The organism is Clostridium thermosuccinogenes, assembly GCF_002896855.1.
GTDB classification, from domain to species: Bacteria; Bacillota; Clostridia; order Acetivibrionales; family DSM-5807; genus Pseudoclostridium; species Pseudoclostridium thermosuccinogenes.
Window position 1 is genome coordinate 3,546,144 of record NZ_CP021850.1, and the last position, 15,650, is coordinate 3,561,793.

Annotated in this window: 14 protein-coding genes and 1 other annotated feature; all 14 genes read right to left on the bottom strand. The window is 42.5% G+C overall.

All coding sequences use genetic code 11. The annotated features are described in order from the left end of the window. Window positions 1-10 precede the first annotated feature (10 nt). The 14 genes from rpoB to CDO33_RS15705 all read right to left on the bottom strand — a co-directional run bounded on the left by rpoB (window position 11) and on the right by CDO33_RS15705 (window position 15,533). Window positions 11-3,745 carry a DNA-directed RNA polymerase subunit beta gene (gene rpoB / locus CDO33_RS15640; protein ID WP_103081001.1) on the bottom strand — a complete coding sequence of 1,245 codons (3,735 nt, stop codon included), beginning with the start codon at window positions 3,743-3,745 and terminating at the stop codon, window positions 11-13. A 541-nt stretch (window positions 3,746-4,286) separates the two neighbouring features. Then, window positions 4,287-4,673, bottom strand: a complete 387-nt coding sequence (rplL, locus tag CDO33_RS15645) for a 50S ribosomal protein L7/L12 (RefSeq protein WP_103081002.1) — start codon at window positions 4,671-4,673, stop codon at window positions 4,287-4,289. Window positions 4,674-4,716: 43 nt separating this feature from the next. Then, a complete protein-coding gene (rplJ, locus tag CDO33_RS15650; protein WP_103081003.1) occupies window positions 4,717-5,244 on the bottom strand; it encodes a 50S ribosomal protein L10 in 528 nt (175 codons plus the stop codon). A gap of 170 nt (window positions 5,245-5,414) precedes the next feature. Then, window positions 5,415-5,554 (bottom strand) — a sequence feature (ribosomal protein L10 leader region). A gap of 45 nt (window positions 5,555-5,599) precedes the next feature. Beyond that, window positions 5,600-6,295, bottom strand: a complete 696-nt coding sequence (rplA, locus tag CDO33_RS15655) for a 50S ribosomal protein L1 (RefSeq protein WP_103081004.1) — start codon at window positions 6,293-6,295, stop codon at window positions 5,600-5,602. Window positions 6,296-6,508: 213 nt separating this feature from the next. Next, window positions 6,509-6,934, bottom strand: a complete 426-nt coding sequence (rplK, locus tag CDO33_RS15660) for a 50S ribosomal protein L11 (protein ID WP_103081005.1) — start codon at window positions 6,932-6,934, stop codon at window positions 6,509-6,511. 62 nt (window positions 6,935-6,996) lie between these two features. Then, window positions 6,997-7,515 (bottom strand): transcription termination/antitermination protein NusG, encoded by a 519-nt coding sequence (nusG, locus tag CDO33_RS15665; RefSeq protein ID WP_170045810.1) that lies wholly within the window; start codon window positions 7,513-7,515, stop codon window positions 6,997-6,999. Window positions 7,516-7,551: 36 nt separating this feature from the next. Next, window positions 7,552-7,776, bottom strand: a complete 225-nt coding sequence (gene secE / locus CDO33_RS15670) for a preprotein translocase subunit SecE (RefSeq protein ID WP_103081007.1) — start codon at window positions 7,774-7,776, stop codon at window positions 7,552-7,554. 90 nt (window positions 7,777-7,866) lie between these two features. Beyond that, entirely contained in the window at window positions 7,867-8,016 is a 150-nt protein-coding gene (rpmG, locus tag CDO33_RS15675) for a 50S ribosomal protein L33 (RefSeq protein WP_103081008.1), read from the bottom strand. 350 nt (window positions 8,017-8,366) lie between these two features. Then, window positions 8,367-9,179 carry a family 1 encapsulin nanocompartment shell protein gene (locus CDO33_RS15680; protein ID WP_103081009.1) on the bottom strand — a complete coding sequence of 271 codons (813 nt, stop codon included), beginning with the start codon at window positions 9,177-9,179 and terminating at the stop codon, window positions 8,367-8,369. A gap of 14 nt (window positions 9,180-9,193) precedes the next feature. Then, entirely contained in the window at window positions 9,194-9,550 is a 357-nt protein-coding gene (locus tag CDO33_RS15685) for a demethoxyubiquinone hydroxylase family protein (RefSeq protein ID WP_103081010.1), read from the bottom strand. Window positions 9,551-9,738: 188 nt separating this feature from the next. Further along, window positions 9,739-11,706 carry a glycoside hydrolase family 3 C-terminal domain-containing protein gene (locus CDO33_RS15690; RefSeq protein WP_103081011.1) on the bottom strand — a complete coding sequence of 656 codons (1,968 nt, stop codon included), beginning with the start codon at window positions 11,704-11,706 and terminating at the stop codon, window positions 9,739-9,741. Between the two features lie 270 nt (window positions 11,707-11,976). Then, complete coding sequence (locus tag CDO33_RS15695) at window positions 11,977-12,870, bottom strand: carbohydrate ABC transporter permease (protein ID WP_103081012.1); 894 nt, start codon at window positions 12,868-12,870, stop codon at window positions 11,977-11,979. A 15-nt stretch (window positions 12,871-12,885) separates the two neighbouring features. Beyond that, window positions 12,886-13,839: an ABC transporter permease gene (locus tag CDO33_RS15700; RefSeq protein WP_103081013.1), complete on the bottom strand. Its 954-nt coding sequence runs from the start codon at window positions 13,837-13,839 to the stop codon at window positions 12,886-12,888. Window positions 13,840-13,889: 50 nt separating this feature from the next. Further along, on the bottom strand, window positions 13,890-15,533 hold the full coding sequence (locus tag CDO33_RS15705; protein ID WP_103081014.1) for a type 2 periplasmic-binding domain-containing protein: 1,644 nt from the start codon (window positions 15,531-15,533) through the stop codon (window positions 13,890-13,892). Window positions 15,534-15,650 lie beyond the last annotated feature (117 nt).

The window sequence follows — 15,650 nt, forward strand, 5'->3', positions numbered from 1 at the left end:
TCTCCCTCCCTTAAAAATCGTCGTCGATATCATCGTCATCTTTGAAATCGTCGTCAGAGAAAAGGTCATCTACTAGATTTTCATCGAGGTTATCATCAGTGCCGATATCTTCCAGGTCAAAATCATCTAACTCGATGTCATCATCCATTGAATCTTCAGCTACATCATCATAATCCGGTATTGCCTCTTCATCTTCTCTGCCTTCTATATTAACATTCAATTCCTCAATGTCATCATCGACGGATTCTTTAATGGTAATCTCTTCCTTATCCTCCGAGTAGACTTTGACATCCAGTGCAAGGCTCTGAAGTTCTTTTATCAATACCTTGAAGGATTCAGGAATACCCGGTTCAGGCACGTTTTCGCCTTTTACAATAGCTTCGTAAGTCTTAACCCTTCCGACAACGTCATCCGACTTGACGGTGAGGATTTCCTGCAACGTATATGCAGCTCCGTATGCTTCCAGAGCCCAAACTTCCATTTCTCCGAATCTCTGGCCACCAAACTGGGCTTTACCACCCAGAGGCTGCTGGGTAACCAAAGAGTACGGTCCGGTGGAACGGGCATGTATCTTATCGTCAACCAGGTGGGCCAGCTTCATGAAGTACATGTAGCCAACCGTTACCCTGTTGTCAAAGGGTTCTCCGGTTCTTCCGTCATAAAGCACTGTCTTTCCATCCTCAGCCAGTCCTGCTTTTCTCAATGTTTCAACTATATCCTGCTCCGTAGCTCCGTCAAATACCGGTGTGGCTATTTTCCAACCCAGAGCTTTCGCAGCATATCCCAGATGGACCTCCAGCACTTGTCCGATATTCATACGGGATGGAACGCCCAGAGGATTCAGCACTATTTCCAGAGGTGTACCATCCGGAAGGAAGGGCATATCCTCTTCGGGTAAAATTCTTGAAATAACACCCTTGTTACCATGCCTTCCTGCCATTTTGTCACCTACGGATATTTTCCTCTTCTGTGCGATGTACACACGGACGAGTTCATTTACTCCCGGTGGAAGTTCATCTCCGTTTTCCCTTGTAAACACTTTAACATCTACTATTATGCCATATTCTCCATGAGGTACCTTAAGGGAAGTATCCCTGACCTCTCTGGCCTTTTCTCCGAATATTGCCCTTAAGAGCCTTTCCTCTGCTGTAAGCTCGGTCTCACCTTTTGGTGTAACCTTACCCACCAGGATATCGCCGGCTCTTACTTCAGCACCTATCCTTATTATTCCCCTTTCATCGAGATCCTTTAAGGCATCCTCTCCTACGTTGGGTATATCCCTCGTAATTTCTTCCGGACCAAGTTTAGTATCCCTGGCCTCAGCCTCATACTCTTCTATATGAATGGATGTAAATACATCATCCTTAACCATTTTTTCACTGATCAATACAGCGTCCTCATAGTTATAACCTTCCCAGGTCATGAAACCTATGAGCACATTCTTGCCAAGACCTATTTCGCCGTTCTCAGTTGACGGGCCGTCGGCTATAACATCCCCGGCTTCAACAACGTCTCCCTTACGCACTATAGGCCTCTGGTTTATACAGGTGCTCTGGTTCGAACGCAGGTATTTCAAAAGCTTATATTCGTCTCTTTTTCCATCCTTGGTCCTAATAATAATACTTCTGGCGGAAACCTTTTCAACAACACCTGCATTTTTAGCCAGCACAACAACGCCCGAGTCCCTGGCGGCCTTATATTCAATACCGGTGCCGACAATAGGAGCCTGGGGTTTTATTAATGGCACGGCCTGACGCTGCATGTTGGAGCCCATGAGAGCACGGTTTGCGTCGTCATTTTCCAGGAACGGAATCATTGCTGTAGCAACCGATACTATCTGTTGAGGCGAAACATCCATATAGTCGATTCTTTCAGCATCATACTGCATTATTTCATCCTTATATCTTGCCACAACCCTCTTGTTTATAAATCTTCCATTCTCGTCAAGAGGTTCATTGGCTTGGGCTATTATGTATTTGTCCTCTTCGTCAGCCGTAAGATAAACAATTTCATCAGTAACTACTCCCTTTTCCTTGTCAACCTTCCTGTATGGCGCTTCAATAAAACCATACTCATTTATTCTCGCATAAGTACTGAGGGAGCCTATCAAACCTATATTAGGACCTTCAGGAGTCTCTATCGGGCACATACGGCCATAGTGGGAATAGTGAACGTCACGAACCTCAAATCCGGCTCTCTCTCTGCTCAATCCTCCTGGTCCCAGAGCGCTCAGCCTTCTCTTATGAGTCAGCTCAGCCAGAGGGTTGGTCTGATCCATAAACTGAGACAGCTGGCTGCTTCCAAAGAATTCTTTAATAGCAGCAGCTACCGGCCTTATATTTATTAAAGCCTGCGGAGTAACAATATCTATATCCTGGATGGTCATCCTTTCTCTGACAACCCTCTCCATTCTTGCCAAACCTATCCTGAACTGGTTTTGCAGCAGCTCACCAACCGAACGGAGCCTCCTGTTTCCGAGGTGGTCTATATCGTCGGTCTCTCCTATGCCATAATTCAAATGTACAATATAGTTAATCGAAGAAATAATATCTTCAGGAGTAATATGCTTAGGAATGAGCTCGTGAATGTTCTCCTTCAAAGCTTTCTTGATGCTTTCAGGAGTGTCATTCTGCTGCAAAATATCCATAAGCACGCTATATCTTACTTTTTCAGTAATGCCTATGTCTTTAACATCAAAATCAATAAATGCATTTATGTCAACCGTTCCGTTTCCTATGACTTTTACCTTTTTACCTTCGATGTCTATGTAAACTACATTTACGCCCGAGTTCTGTACGGCATTGGCTTTTTCAGCGCTGATGTACTCTCCCTCTTCGACAATTATCTCACCAGTATGAGGATTGACAATGCTTTCACCAGCCTTCAGCCCGGTTATTCTCGCTGCCAGGGAAAGCTTCTTATTGAATTTGAACCTTCCTACCTTTGCCAGATCATATCTTTTCGGATCAAAGAACAGACCGTTCAAAAGGGAACGAGCGCTTTCAACCGTTGGAGGTTCACCCGGTCTCAATCTTTTATATATTTCCAGCAATCCTTCTTCTTCAGTTTTAGAGTTGTCTTTCTGAATAGTCGCCAGGATACGGTCATCTTCCCCAAGAAGCTCCATGATCTCCATATCGGTTCCGTATCCCAATGCTCTGAGCAGAACCGTTATAGGAAGCTTTCTGGTTCTGTCAATCCTAACCGACAGTATATCATTGGAATCAGTTTCGTATTCCAGCCATGCTCCTCTATTGGGAATAACCGTATTCGAATATAATTTTTTTCCTACCCTGTCAAACTTCATGGCATAATAGATGCCCGGTGATCTAACTAACTGGCTTACAATAACCCTTTCGGCACCATTTATAACAAAGGTACCATTATCCGTCATCAATGGGAAATCTCCCATGAAGATTTCCTGCTCCTTAACTTCACCGGTCTCTTTATTGATCAGGCGTACCTTGACCTTAAGCGGAGCAGAGTAAGTCGTATCTCTCTCTTTGCATTCCTCAACACTATATTTGGGAGGTTCATCCAGAGAATATGAGACAAACTCCAAAATCAAGTTGCCAGTATAGTCGGTAATAGGGGAAACATCCCTAAATACCTCCATTAGACCCTCTTCCAAGAAATTTTTATAAGAGTTCTTTTGTATTTCTATAAGATTTGGCATATCGAGGACTTCATCAATTTTAGAATAGCTCATCCTGATGTTTTTTCCCAAGCGCACGGGATGTACCATTAAATATCACCTCATAAGTAATTACTTTTTGCCTAAAAACTAAATTACATAATAAAAAAGCATATATGTAATCAAGACCTTTAATAATATGGATGACACACCTTTATCCGGTAATACAAGCAGGTGCGCCCCGTTATATCGGCCAGCGTCGAACACATGACAGCCAACAATTTTTGAATACGCTTGCCTTATATTAATAAAAGCCCTGTAGATAACATATCATAACTGTGTACTGCATAATTTGTAATATATCTACACATACTATGAATATCCAATATACAAATCATTAAAATATTATTAACATTTATTGTCTTAATTATTCCTCTGTGGTATAATCAATTCGTATTACAGGACATTACATAAAGCAAAAATTTACAAATTGGCATAATGTACCGTAATTATAATGCAGTTTATTATTCTAACATAATGTGGTCATGGTGTCAATCTTTCATCAATTAATTATTTAAATATTTTTAAATGACTAAAAGAGGCTCCGCACAGAGAAGCCTCTTTTTGGTTTAGTCAGATTGTCAATTGCTTATTATTTAATTTCTACAGTAGCTCCAACTTCCTTGAATTTAGCTTCTATAGATGCAGCTTCTTCCTTGGAAACATTTTCTTTCAGAGTCTTAGGAGCTCCGTCAACAAGATCTTTTGCTTCTTTAAGTCCAAGGCCTGTAACTTCTCTTACAACCTTTATAACCTTGATTTTATCTGCTCCAACTTCCTTCAGAATCACGTTGAATTCAGTCTTTTCTTCTGCTGCAGGAGCTGCTGCACCGCCTGCTACAGGAGCTGCTGCAACTGCAACCGGAGCTGCTGCTGATACTCCGAACTCTTCTTCCAGAGCTTTTACCAATTCTGACAATTCCAATACTGTTAATGCTTTAACATCTTCAATCAACTTTGTAACTTTTTCACTAGCCATTATTAATATACCTCCATTAAATAAATATTGATTTTTAGATTAATTAGCTTTTCTGCTGAGCAATTGCATTTAATGCAACTACCAGTCCTCTTATATTTCCATTCAAAACATTTACCAAACCAGATATAGGCGCGTTGAAACCACCCAGTACCTTTGCGATAAGAACCTCTCTTGACGGCAAATCTGCCAGAGCATTGATTCCTTTGACATCGATAATCTTTCCTTCTACGACACCAACCTTGAGCTCAAGAGCCTCAAACTTCTTAGCATACTCTGACATCACTTTGGCAGGAGCAACAGGATCTGTAGAGCTCATTGCTAACGCCGTAGGACCTTTCAGATAAGGGATCAGATCTTCAAGACCATTCTCTTTAGCAGCCAAGCTGGTAAGAGAATTTTTCACAACCCTGTATTCAACTCCGGATTTCCTCAGAGCACTTCTCATTTCCGTGTCCTGTTCAACGGTAAGGCCTCTGTAATCGGCAAAAACCATAGCTTTTGCATCCTTGAATTTTCCGGATATTTCTTTTACTATCTCCTGTTTTGCTTGAAGGGTTTTTTCACTTGGCAATATTTCCACCTCCTTCTCTTTTTATAAAGAATGAAGAGCAAAGAGTATAAAGTGCAGAATAAAGGATATCCTTCTTTCTCTATACCGGATGATCAATTCTTTATTCCCGGCACTTAAATCTTAATTCTCAATTCTTCCATATCCAGCTAACAAACAACTTTTCAAACCCAGAACATAATCAAAAACCCTCGTATGCGCATAGACATACAAGGGTTATAATCTCCGTCAATCAGATATCACCTCGGTAGGAAGGCCATCAGGCCAATTACACTTTCGTACCTACTGTCTATGGCATACGCTCTATTAAATTAAACAAACAATAATATGATATATCAAAAATCTCGTTTTGTAAAGATTATTCTACAAGTTTCTGATTATTTATTTTAATACCAGGGCCCATGGTTGATGCAATCACAACACTCTTGATATACTGACCTTTTGCAGCTGCCGGTTTTGCTTTGATTACGGCGTCCATAAGTGTTGTGAAGTTATCCTTGAGCTGTTCCACTGTAAAGGATGCCTTACCAATAGGACAACGTATGTTGTTTTCCCTGTCAAGCCTGTATTCGATCTTACCGGCTTTGATGTCAGCTATGGCTTTTGAAACATCCATTGTAACAGTTCCTGATTTCGGGTTTGGCATCAATCCCTTTGGTCCCAAAACCTTACCCAGTCTACCAACCACACCCATCATATCCGGAGTGGCAACTACAACATCAAAATCGAACCAGTTTTCATTCTGGATCTTGGCAACCAAATCCTCAGCGCCTACATAATCAGCACCGGCTTGTTCTGCCTCCTTGGCTTTTTCTCCTTTTGCGAAAACCAGCACTTTAACCTTTTTACCGGTTCCGTGAGGAAGCACAACAGCGCCTCTTACCTGCTGATCCGCATGCCTTGAGTCAACACCCATCTTCATATGAACCTCAACAGTCTCATCGAACTTTGCTTTTGCTGTTGCCTTTACAAGTTCCAATGCTTCTGCCGGGTCGTAAAGCTTTGACTTGTCAACAAGCTTGATGACTTCTAAATATCTTTTTGATCTCTTCATTATTATCCTCTCCTTCGTGGTAAAATTTGTCGGAAACCATGTTTCCTCCCACACCTTAGCAATTTACAAACGATGATGGACGACTAAGCAGTCTGTAAGCATAACTATATGCCCTTACAAAGCAAACTTACAGTCCAAATCCGGTTCTGCCTTTTGGGCAGAATCCAAAATCTCTGATTAAAGAGTCATCTATTGCAAATTGTCAACCGGCCATTAGTCCTCTACTACAATTCCCATGCTCCTTGCCGTACCGGCGATCATTCTCTCGGCGGCTTCTATAGTGGCAGCATTTAAGTCCGGCATCTTCATCTCGGCGATCTTTCTTACTTCCGCCCTCGAGATCTTTGCAACCTTTTCCCTGTTTGGCTTACCGGAACCGCTTTCGATTTTGCATGCTTTCTTCAACAGTACGGAAGCCGGCGGAGTTTTTGTAATAAACGAAAAAGATCTGTCCGCATAAACAGTTATTATTACAGGTATAATCAAACCTGCATCCTTTGCAGTCCTTTCATTAAACTCCTTACAGAATCCCATTATATTTACGCCATGCTGTCCTAAAGCTGGTCCAACCGGTGGAGCCGGAGTAGCCTTTCCCGCAGGAATTTGAAGTTTTACGTATCCAGCAATTTTCTTTGCCATAAATTCCACCTCCCAATTTTTTCATAACATATATAAAGGGCAAAGGTAAACCATTGCCTCATTTATATCTTCTGAATCTGAGTGAGCTCCAACTCAACAGGAGTTTCCCTGCCGAACATGGATACTGATACTCTTACCTTTTTCTTTTCATAATTAATTTCTTCAACAATTCCAATGAAGTTCTCAAGAGGACCGGAATCAACTCTTACGCTGTCTCCCACAGCATAATCCAGATCAGGAGTAAATTCCTCCACTCCCATCAACTTTACTTCTTCATCAGTCAAAGGCACAGGCTTTGATCCCGGACCAACAAATCCGGTTACTCCCCTGGTATTTCTTATGACATACCAAGACTCATCTGTCATGATCATTTTCACCAGGACATAACCAGGAAACACTTTCCTAAGGGTGGCTTTCTTCTTTCCATCCTTAATTTCAATTTGCTCTTCCATAGGAACAACAATATCGAAAATGTAATCCTGCATATTCCTGTTTTCCACGATCTTTTCCAGGTTAGCCTTCACCTTATTTTCATAACCGGAATAGGTATGTACCACATACCATTTTGCTTCCTCAGACATATCACCAAGTTGCATTGAGTTCCATGTCCTCCTTTATTATCTCATCAAAGTGACCTCAATGAGCTTGCTTAATCCAGCATCAACCACCCAAATAATAATGCCAAAGAATAAGCAGAATCCTATTACTGTGGCAGTATTTTTAATCAGCTGATTCCTGCTAAGCCATATAACCTTTTTCAGTTCTAGTCTTACTTCCCTGAAGAACTTTACAAATCCCTTACGAGCCTTGGCAAGTTTGGAAACTTTAACGTTATCAGCCATATCGACACATCTCCATATACCTTATTTTAATCCATAGGCACCAGTCAAAGCATATCAACCTTAAATGCCCAATGCAACATTCTACTTATATTATTTAGTTTCCTTGTGAACTGTATGCTTATGGCAGAATTTGCAATACTTTTTCATTTCAAGTCTGTCAGGGTCATTTTTCTTATTTTTCATGCTGCTGTAATTCCTTTGCTTGCAGTCGGTACAAGCCAATGTAATTTTAACTCTCATTTCCTAACACCTCCAGCGTGGGTATATATAGCATTCTGTAATATATTTTAGACATAAAAAAAAGACCTATTTATTGAAGCAATCACTAATTTATCATATAAATTATATAAAGTCAAGCATTTTTTCATGACATCATTTTTTTAATAGCCTTGCATCCACGCCGTTAAGTCCTGTCTAGCCAGGAAATTCAGGACAAGTTTTGGGGAAATTTCCTCCGGCATATCCTAAAAACAGCCGAAGGAAATTCTCCATTCAAAATACGCACTACATACCATTTTGCATTCCCAGGCATGTCATCAAGACCCATTGATTTTCATGCCCATATATTATGTTTTTTCCCCTGCTCCATCTTATTCAAACGCAACGACGGCCTTTTTGTTCTTTATTCTAAGCAATACGGTTTCTATTATGCGGAAATAGTGGTTCAAATCTCTTGTCTCAAGATAAGCCGTAACCATATCCTGACCAATTGCCAAATCCATATACTGCTTCTCTGCACAAACCAATATCGCATTGTTCATGCCTAATACCGGTGTAGTGAAAATATTTCCGTTTATCAGCTTCTGCAGCCGGTCATATTCTGTAATTCCAGTACCCGGCTGTATTCTCTGCAATTGCATAAAGATATCAGGACTGACAATGAGCGCCTTCCTGCCCACCAGGCCATACTCTACGAATTTGGCCAGACCTTTCGCCACATCTCTCACAGGGTTTTCTCCCTCATTCCAGTCCCCTTTTTGAAGCCTGGTAATGCCTTCTTCTGTCAGCAAACCTTTATAGCCCATCTCTTCATTGCCCAGAAAGATGAGCTCATCCTCTTTTCTTGCACATTTCGCTGCCGCCTTCATCGCAGCCGACAAGTCAACAGGAAGCCCTGATTGCTCACTGGCCTCCAGGTCCCTCCAAAGCAGTGAAAAATCCTGTTTTATAAGCGGAATATGTTCATATCTTCTTCCCTTGATCTTTACCAGTCCGTCCCCTGTCTCCTCCAATTCTGAAAGATCATCCACATTGATGCTCTGTACGCCTGCGCCTAAGGGTCCGTAAATTTCAAGAAACCTTCTGCCCACCAGGGTTTGCTTTGCCATGGAAACAACCGCATCATCAATTTTACTCCAAAGCTCAGAAGATATCGGTGACCCTTCTCTGGATAAATAATCCATGTTTCCGTCCCTCCTTACTCTTTTACCAGGCTCCCTACCGTAGTATTGGGTTTGGTGGTACCTTTTGTACTGATATTCAATTTTTCAAGCATTTCCTTGACCTCTTGCTGCCCCTCTGCAAATCGTTCCGCTTCATCCGGATCCAGATATTGAAGCAGAGTCATGAGTTCGCCCACATGAGCTTTTTCTTCATCCCTTATATCGGCAAGCACGGTTTTTGCCACAGGATCGTCGGTTGCCTGGACATGGGCATCATACACAAAAATTGCCTCAAGCTCCCCGGCAATGTCCAATCGTATAGCCTGGATCAGTTCTTCCTTTGTTATTTTCCTCGGCAGATTACCTGCAAATGGATTTGCAAAACTAGCCATATTTATCCTCCTAACCTTTTACCCTTTGATAGTGCCAGCCTTTTAATAATCCTTTACACCATCATGGGATTATATTGTTACATTTACTTTTTATTATATATACCCTATATTGCCAATTAATATCACAATATATATGCAAAAAAGCAACCTGCCGGCTTTAATTCCGACAGGTTGCTTTTTGCTCCGTTCTATTTTATGAAAAATTCTATGTCCGATGTATCATCAAAAAGTTCCATAACATCCTGGCACATATCAACTTGCACCCTCATTGCTTCGCCGCGTTTCAAAAATACTTTTTGAAATCCAACAAGCCTGCAGTTAAGGCGGCTGTTATTTCTGTCCCGGGCAAATACTTTTATTACTTCGCTTCCGTCATAATCCCCTTCATTGGTTATAGTCAAAGACGCCTTCTGGCTGTCAAAGCTCACATCGGTTATCGAAAATTTCGTGTAGGACAATCCATGTCCAAAGGGATAAAGGGGTTTACCCTTAAAATACTTATATGTCCTGTTTTCCATGGAATAATCCCTGAAATCCGGCAAATCCTCCGTAGATCTGTAGAAGGTTACCGGCAGCTTTCCACTGGGGGATACTTTACCGAATAAAATATCGGCGACGGCATTACCGCCTTCCGCTCCGGGGTAGAAAACCTGGAGCACCGCATTACAAGCCTCATCAGCTCTTGTGAGGTTTATGCAGCTTCCGGAAACATTAAGGAATACAATGGGTTTCCCCACCTTTATAATTTCCTCCAAAAGCCTTTTTTGTGATGCCGGAAGCTCTATATCCTTTTTGTCACCGCTGTCCGCTCCATTATATGCATCTCCTTCCTCACCCTCCATGGATGGGTTGAGGCCCATGCACATAATTACAACATCGCTCTTCTGGGCTGCAATTATCGCTTCCCGCAACGGCTGTTCCTGCCAGGAGTGAATCTCATCACTATAAATATGACATCCCCGGGCATAGTATATCTTCGCATCGGTAGCATCCTGTATTCCCCTCAGAATGGTTGCATACCTTGAAGGAGTGCCTTCATAGTTGCCCAGCAATACCGATTTGTCATCGGCGTTGGGTCCGATTACTGCGATAGCCTTTGGATTCTTCAAAGGAAGTATTCCGTCGTTTTTAAGCAGCACAACGCTTTCCTGAGCCATCCTCCGGTTAAGTGCACGATGTTTGTCGCATTCCACCACATCATAGGGTATTTGATCATATACGCAATCATCATCAAACATTCCCAGACGGAAACGTGCCTCAAACAACTTCTCTACCGCTTTTGTTATGGTTTCTTCGCTGACCATTCCGGCGGCCACTGCTGCCTTTAACCATTTGTAGGCATCACCGCAGTTTAATATGCAACCGTTGTTTACTGCCAGGGCAGCACTTTCCATAGGAGTTTGTGTAACTTTATGGTATTTGTCGATGTCGCATATGGCACCACAGTCAGACACAACATACCCGTCAAATCCAAAAGTGCCGTACAGCATTTCTTTTAGATATGTTTTGCTGGCACATGCCGGTTCTCCGTTTATCCTGTTGTAAGAACCCATAACAGCCGATGGATCGGCATTTTCTATACAGTATTTGAAAGCCCACAGATAGGTTTCTCTCAAATCCTTATCGCTTACCACGGCATTAAAGGAGTGCCTTTCTCCTTCCGGGCCGCTGTGTACAGCATAGTGCTTTATGGTTGCATCCACCTTGCGGTGCTTTGGATCATTTCCCTGCAACCCTTTTATAAATGCAACACCCATTTTACCTGTAAGTAGAGGATCTTCTCCGTAAGTCTCATGGCCTCGTCCCCATCTGGGGTCACGGAAAATATTTATGTTCGGAGACCAATACGTGAGCCCTTGATATATTAAGGTGCTGCCAAATTTCTTGTATTCATTGTACTTTGCCCGTGCTTCATCAGATATAGCCGTAGCTACATCATACATCAGCTCTGTATTAAAACTGGCGGCCATTCCTATTGGCTGAGGGAAAACCGTTGCGGTTCCGGATCTTCCCACCCCATGGAGACATTCATTCCACCAGTTGTACTCTTTAACCCCCAACCTTTCAATTGCAGGTGCGGTATGCATCATCTGCGAGCACTTTTCTGCCAGCGTCATCTGAGCTACAAGCTCTTTTGCCCTCTGCTTATAATCCATATATTGTCATCCTCCTTAACTTGCGATCGCGTCCGGTCGGATTTGACCTCTGGTTGATACCCTTCATAATCTATACTCAAAGCCTCAGCTTCTTATGATATGAACGACATCAACATTATATCTCTTTTTTATGCATATATCCATCACTTTTTGGATTATATGCATATTTGCATCAAAGCCGCCGGATGCATCGCAAGAGCTTTAAATCGAACGGAGAATAAGAATTTTTCCTGACATCAGGCATTGCCTTTTATAAGATCGAGGGTATTATCAGCCTTTGACTGCCCCAATCAAAGCACCTTTCACAAAATACTTCTGAAGGAAAGGATACAGGAACAGCACCGGAACCGTACTGATCACTATCGCAGAATATTTGATGGTCTCGGCAAATTGATTGATCTGGTCGTCCTCCGTTGCAGCCGAGTTCAATATGTTCGAGTTTGCTATAAGAACCGCACGCAGTACATTCTGAATCGGAAGCTTGGTGTTATCCTGTATATACAGTGATGCGGAGAACCAGCTGTTCCAATGTCCAATGCCGTAATACAGAAGCAGAACTGCAATGGTCGGCATAATCAACGGAAGAATTATTCTAAATATGATCAGAATATCATTTGCACCATCTATATAAGCTGATTCTGTCAGACTGTCCGGTATTCCTTCAATAGCTGTTTTGCAGATTATCGCGTTGTAAACGCTCATGGCACCGGGAAGAATCAATGCCCATAATGAATTGAAAAGGCCCAGCGAGCGCACATTCAGGTAAGTGGGTATCATACCTCCGTTAAAAAACATCGTAAACATGATGATTGCAAGAATGGGCTTTTTGAAGAGCACCCTTTTTGCTGCCAGAAAGTAGCCGCAGAACAATGTCAGTATGATGTTTATAGGCAGCGATACCCCCAATACAATCAATATGTTTTTATAGCCGCTTAACAGCAGAGGGTGTTTGAAAGCCAGCTTATATGCGCCAAGATTAAAGCCTTGAGGGTACCAAAGGGCACCTGGGTTTGCCAAAAGCTTGACATTATTGCTGAATGAGGCACACAGTACATAGTACATAGGGTATAGGGTTATGAACACGAGGGCAAGCATAAAAATCGTATTTACTACATCAAAGACAATGTCACCTTTCGTCTTTTTGATTATATTATAATTTGCCATTTTCCATCTCTCCCTTTAGAACAAACTCGACTGTGTAACCTTTTTACTTAAGGTGTTTGAGATCAGCAGGAAAAATACATTCACCACCGAGTTGAACAAACCTACTGCCGTACTATAGCTGTAAGCGGTATTGATGATACCTTTCCTGTAAACATATGTCGATATTACATCCGCCACATCATAGATTGCTTCTGAATAAAGAAGCAGGATTTTTTCATAACCGACATTCAATAAACCGCCCATGCGCAAAATGAATAAAACCGTAATGGTAGGCATCAGACCCGGCAAAGTTACATGGATCATCTGCTTAAACCTGCCTGCGCCGTCAATTCTTGCAGCCTCATACTGCTCCTGGTCAATACTGGCTAGAGCAGCCAAATATATTATGGAATTCCAACCCATATTCTTCCATATGTCAGAGATGACATATATAGGATAAAAGTACTTGCTGTCCATCAGAAAATTCTTTGCCTCTCCTCCCAGCGCTACGGAGATTTGGGAGAAGATACCGTCGCTCTGGCAATAAGTCTTCACCAGTGAGCACACCACCACCAGAGAAATGAAATATGGCATATATGTGATGGTCTGTACCGTACGCTTGAACCAGGAACTGCGAATTTCGTTCAGCAGAAGCGCCAGAATAATAGGTACCGGAAAACCGAACAGAATGTTTAGCCCGCTGATGGAAATAGTGTTCCTGATCAGGCGCAGGAAATACACATCATTGAAAAAGTTTTTAAAATGTTTAAGGCCAACCCACTTGCTGCCGTCAATACCCAATGCCGGACGGTAATCCTTGAAAGCGATGATCAAGCCGTACATTGGTTTATAGGCAAAGACAGCAAGATATATAATGACCGGTAAAATGATAAGATATTTATATTTGTTGAGTTTAAAATCGTGAATAATGGTTCGGCCTAAAGTCCAGGTTCCTGCTCGACTGTCAGAAGTACGATTTTTGATCGCCATTGCTTATCCTCCCGTTATTCATATTTCACCATTATTATGATCAGGCGCAATTATCGGGCAAGGAATCTGTCATAGGCTTCCTGACGTATTTTGAGAACAGTAGGCAAGCCCATTTTGTTCAGCTGCTCCACAAATTGATCAAATTTGTCAAGAGGCTCTGCGCCGGTGATAAAGTTAACAGCCATTTCCGATACATATGTGGAAAGCGAACTTACCAGTTCATCCAGCGTATTGCTTTCTTCTGTTGTCAAAGTAACTCCGGAAGGATAAACCCATTTAGCTGTGACTTCTTTGTTGGGATAATACCAAAGGTCGTTTGCTTCAACGGATGCTTTGCTGTTCTTGAGGTATAGCAGCTTGGTTGCCTGGATACATGATCCGCTCCATGTAGCTCCGCCGTATTTCGAAATCGCATTGTTCAGTCCGTCGGGATCATTTGTAACAAGCTCGGTATATGCAGGCTCTCCATTCTCATCATAGTCCCAGGAAACGCCTTTTTTGCCGAAATTCCAATAGAGGTGACCTTCATCAGTGTATGCATAATCCAGAACGCGCATTGCTGTCTCGAGCTTATCATCAGGGCAGCTCGTGGTTATAACAGCAGCTACATTACCAATACCGTAGCCACCAAATACCATGGATAATGTTCCGTCATCCCCAGTGGGATATTGCAAGCCTATCCACTCTGCTCCGTTGCCTGCTTTTTCCGCATCGCTTCTCCAGTTGGTAAGCTGGCCCATAGAAGTTATGGAAATACCCATCTTTCCATTCAGCGCTTTAGTCTGAGCAGCAGCATCATCCATTGTCATGACGTCCTGGTCAAGCAGACCGTTTCTCCACCACTCATTCAGCTTAGCCATGTAATCCTTCCATTCCTTCTGTGCTTGAGCAAGCTGTACCTTGCCATTATCATCGATATACAACTGGAAGTTAATCGCACCATAAGCTCCAAACGCGCCACTGATACCGGTGGTATTGAAGCGGCTCCACGCGAAGCTTAAGACTGCGCCATATTTGTCCTTGAACGCCCGAATAACTTTATCCCAGTCAGATATGGTCTTTGGGGCTTCAAGTCCCAGTGCATCCAGCCAATCCTTGCGGATTACCGGACCCAAGTAAGTATCATTCCAGCCGCCGTCTTCCCTGAAGAAGCCATAACCATAGTATTTACCGCTGTCTGTCTTCATGAACTTGTCATAGATTTCGTTGGATTTCAGGAATTTGTAATAAGCCGGTGAGTAAGCCTCCATGTAGTCTGTCAAGTCTCGGACAATGCCTTCCTCCATATAGCGCTCTATATCCGACATGACACTATAAAAAATGATATCCGGCAGATCTTCGCTGGCCAGCATCAGATTGAATGCCTGATTCGGATCTGTTCCGGCTGTGGGAAACTGCCACTCGATGGTGACGCCGGTCTGCTCCATAAGACCCATGTGAAATGGCGATTCCTCATATGAAGCAAAGGCCTCATTAAGAGTGTAGCCTGTTCCAACCCACCATGTGAGTTTAGTGTCCTTCTTGTTCATCGGGTATCCGGTAAATGTGGATTCTGTTGTTTTTTGCTCTGTTGAGGATTTATCAGTAGATGTAGTAGGTGTTCCTGACGAACCTTTATCGCCGGAGCATCCCGACATTACTAAAGCTGCAAGCATGACTACCACTAAAAGGACTGATAATAACCTTCTTTTCATTGACAATCTCCTCCTTTTTGAAAATAAATTTATGCTCAAAAGCCCAAAGGCTCGAGAGATCTATGTTCAAAGCCACAAAGCAGCTTGTCAATATTGCAATTAACATGAATTTACCGT

What these genes read in the sequence shown, in the direction of transcription:
- rpoB (WP_103081001.1), bottom strand. Translation starts at nt 3,745, where the DNA reads ATGGTACATCCCGTGCGCTTGGGAAAAAACATCAGGATGAGCTATTCT.
- rplL (WP_103081002.1), bottom strand. Translation starts at nt 4,673, where the DNA reads ATGGCTAGTGAAAAAGTTACAAAGTTGATTGAAGATGTTAAAGCATTA.
- rplA (WP_103081004.1), bottom strand. Translation starts at nt 6,295, where the DNA reads ATGAAGAGATCAAAAAGATATTTAGAAGTCATCAAGCTTGTTGACAAG.
- rplK (WP_103081005.1), bottom strand. Translation starts at nt 6,934, where the DNA reads ATGGCAAAGAAAATTGCTGGATACGTAAAACTTCAAATTCCTGCGGGA.
- nusG (WP_170045810.1), bottom strand. Translation starts at nt 7,515, where the DNA reads ATGTCTGAGGAAGCAAAATGGTATGTGGTACATACCTATTCCGGTTAT.
- secE (WP_103081007.1), bottom strand. Translation starts at nt 7,776, where the DNA reads ATGGCTGATAACGTTAAAGTTTCCAAACTTGCCAAGGCTCGTAAGGGA.
- rpmG (WP_103081008.1), bottom strand. Translation starts at nt 8,016, where the DNA reads ATGAGAGTTAAAATTACATTGGCTTGTACCGACTGCAAGCAAAGGAAT.
- CDO33_RS15680 (WP_103081009.1), bottom strand. Translation starts at nt 9,179, where the DNA reads ATGGATTATTTATCCAGAGAAGGGTCACCGATATCTTCTGAGCTTTGG.
- CDO33_RS15685 (WP_103081010.1), bottom strand. Translation starts at nt 9,550, where the DNA reads ATGGCTAGTTTTGCAAATCCATTTGCAGGTAATCTGCCGAGGAAAATA.
- CDO33_RS15690 (WP_103081011.1), bottom strand. Translation starts at nt 11,706, where the DNA reads ATGGATTATAAGCAGAGGGCAAAAGAGCTTGTAGCTCAGATGACGCTG.
- CDO33_RS15695 (WP_103081012.1), bottom strand. Translation starts at nt 12,870, where the DNA reads ATGGCAAATTATAATATAATCAAAAAGACGAAAGGTGACATTGTCTTT.
- CDO33_RS15700 (WP_103081013.1), bottom strand. Translation starts at nt 13,839, where the DNA reads ATGGCGATCAAAAATCGTACTTCTGACAGTCGAGCAGGAACCTGGACT.
- CDO33_RS15705 (WP_103081014.1), bottom strand. Translation starts at nt 15,533, where the DNA reads ATGAAAAGAAGGTTATTATCAGTCCTTTTAGTGGTAGTCATGCTTGCA.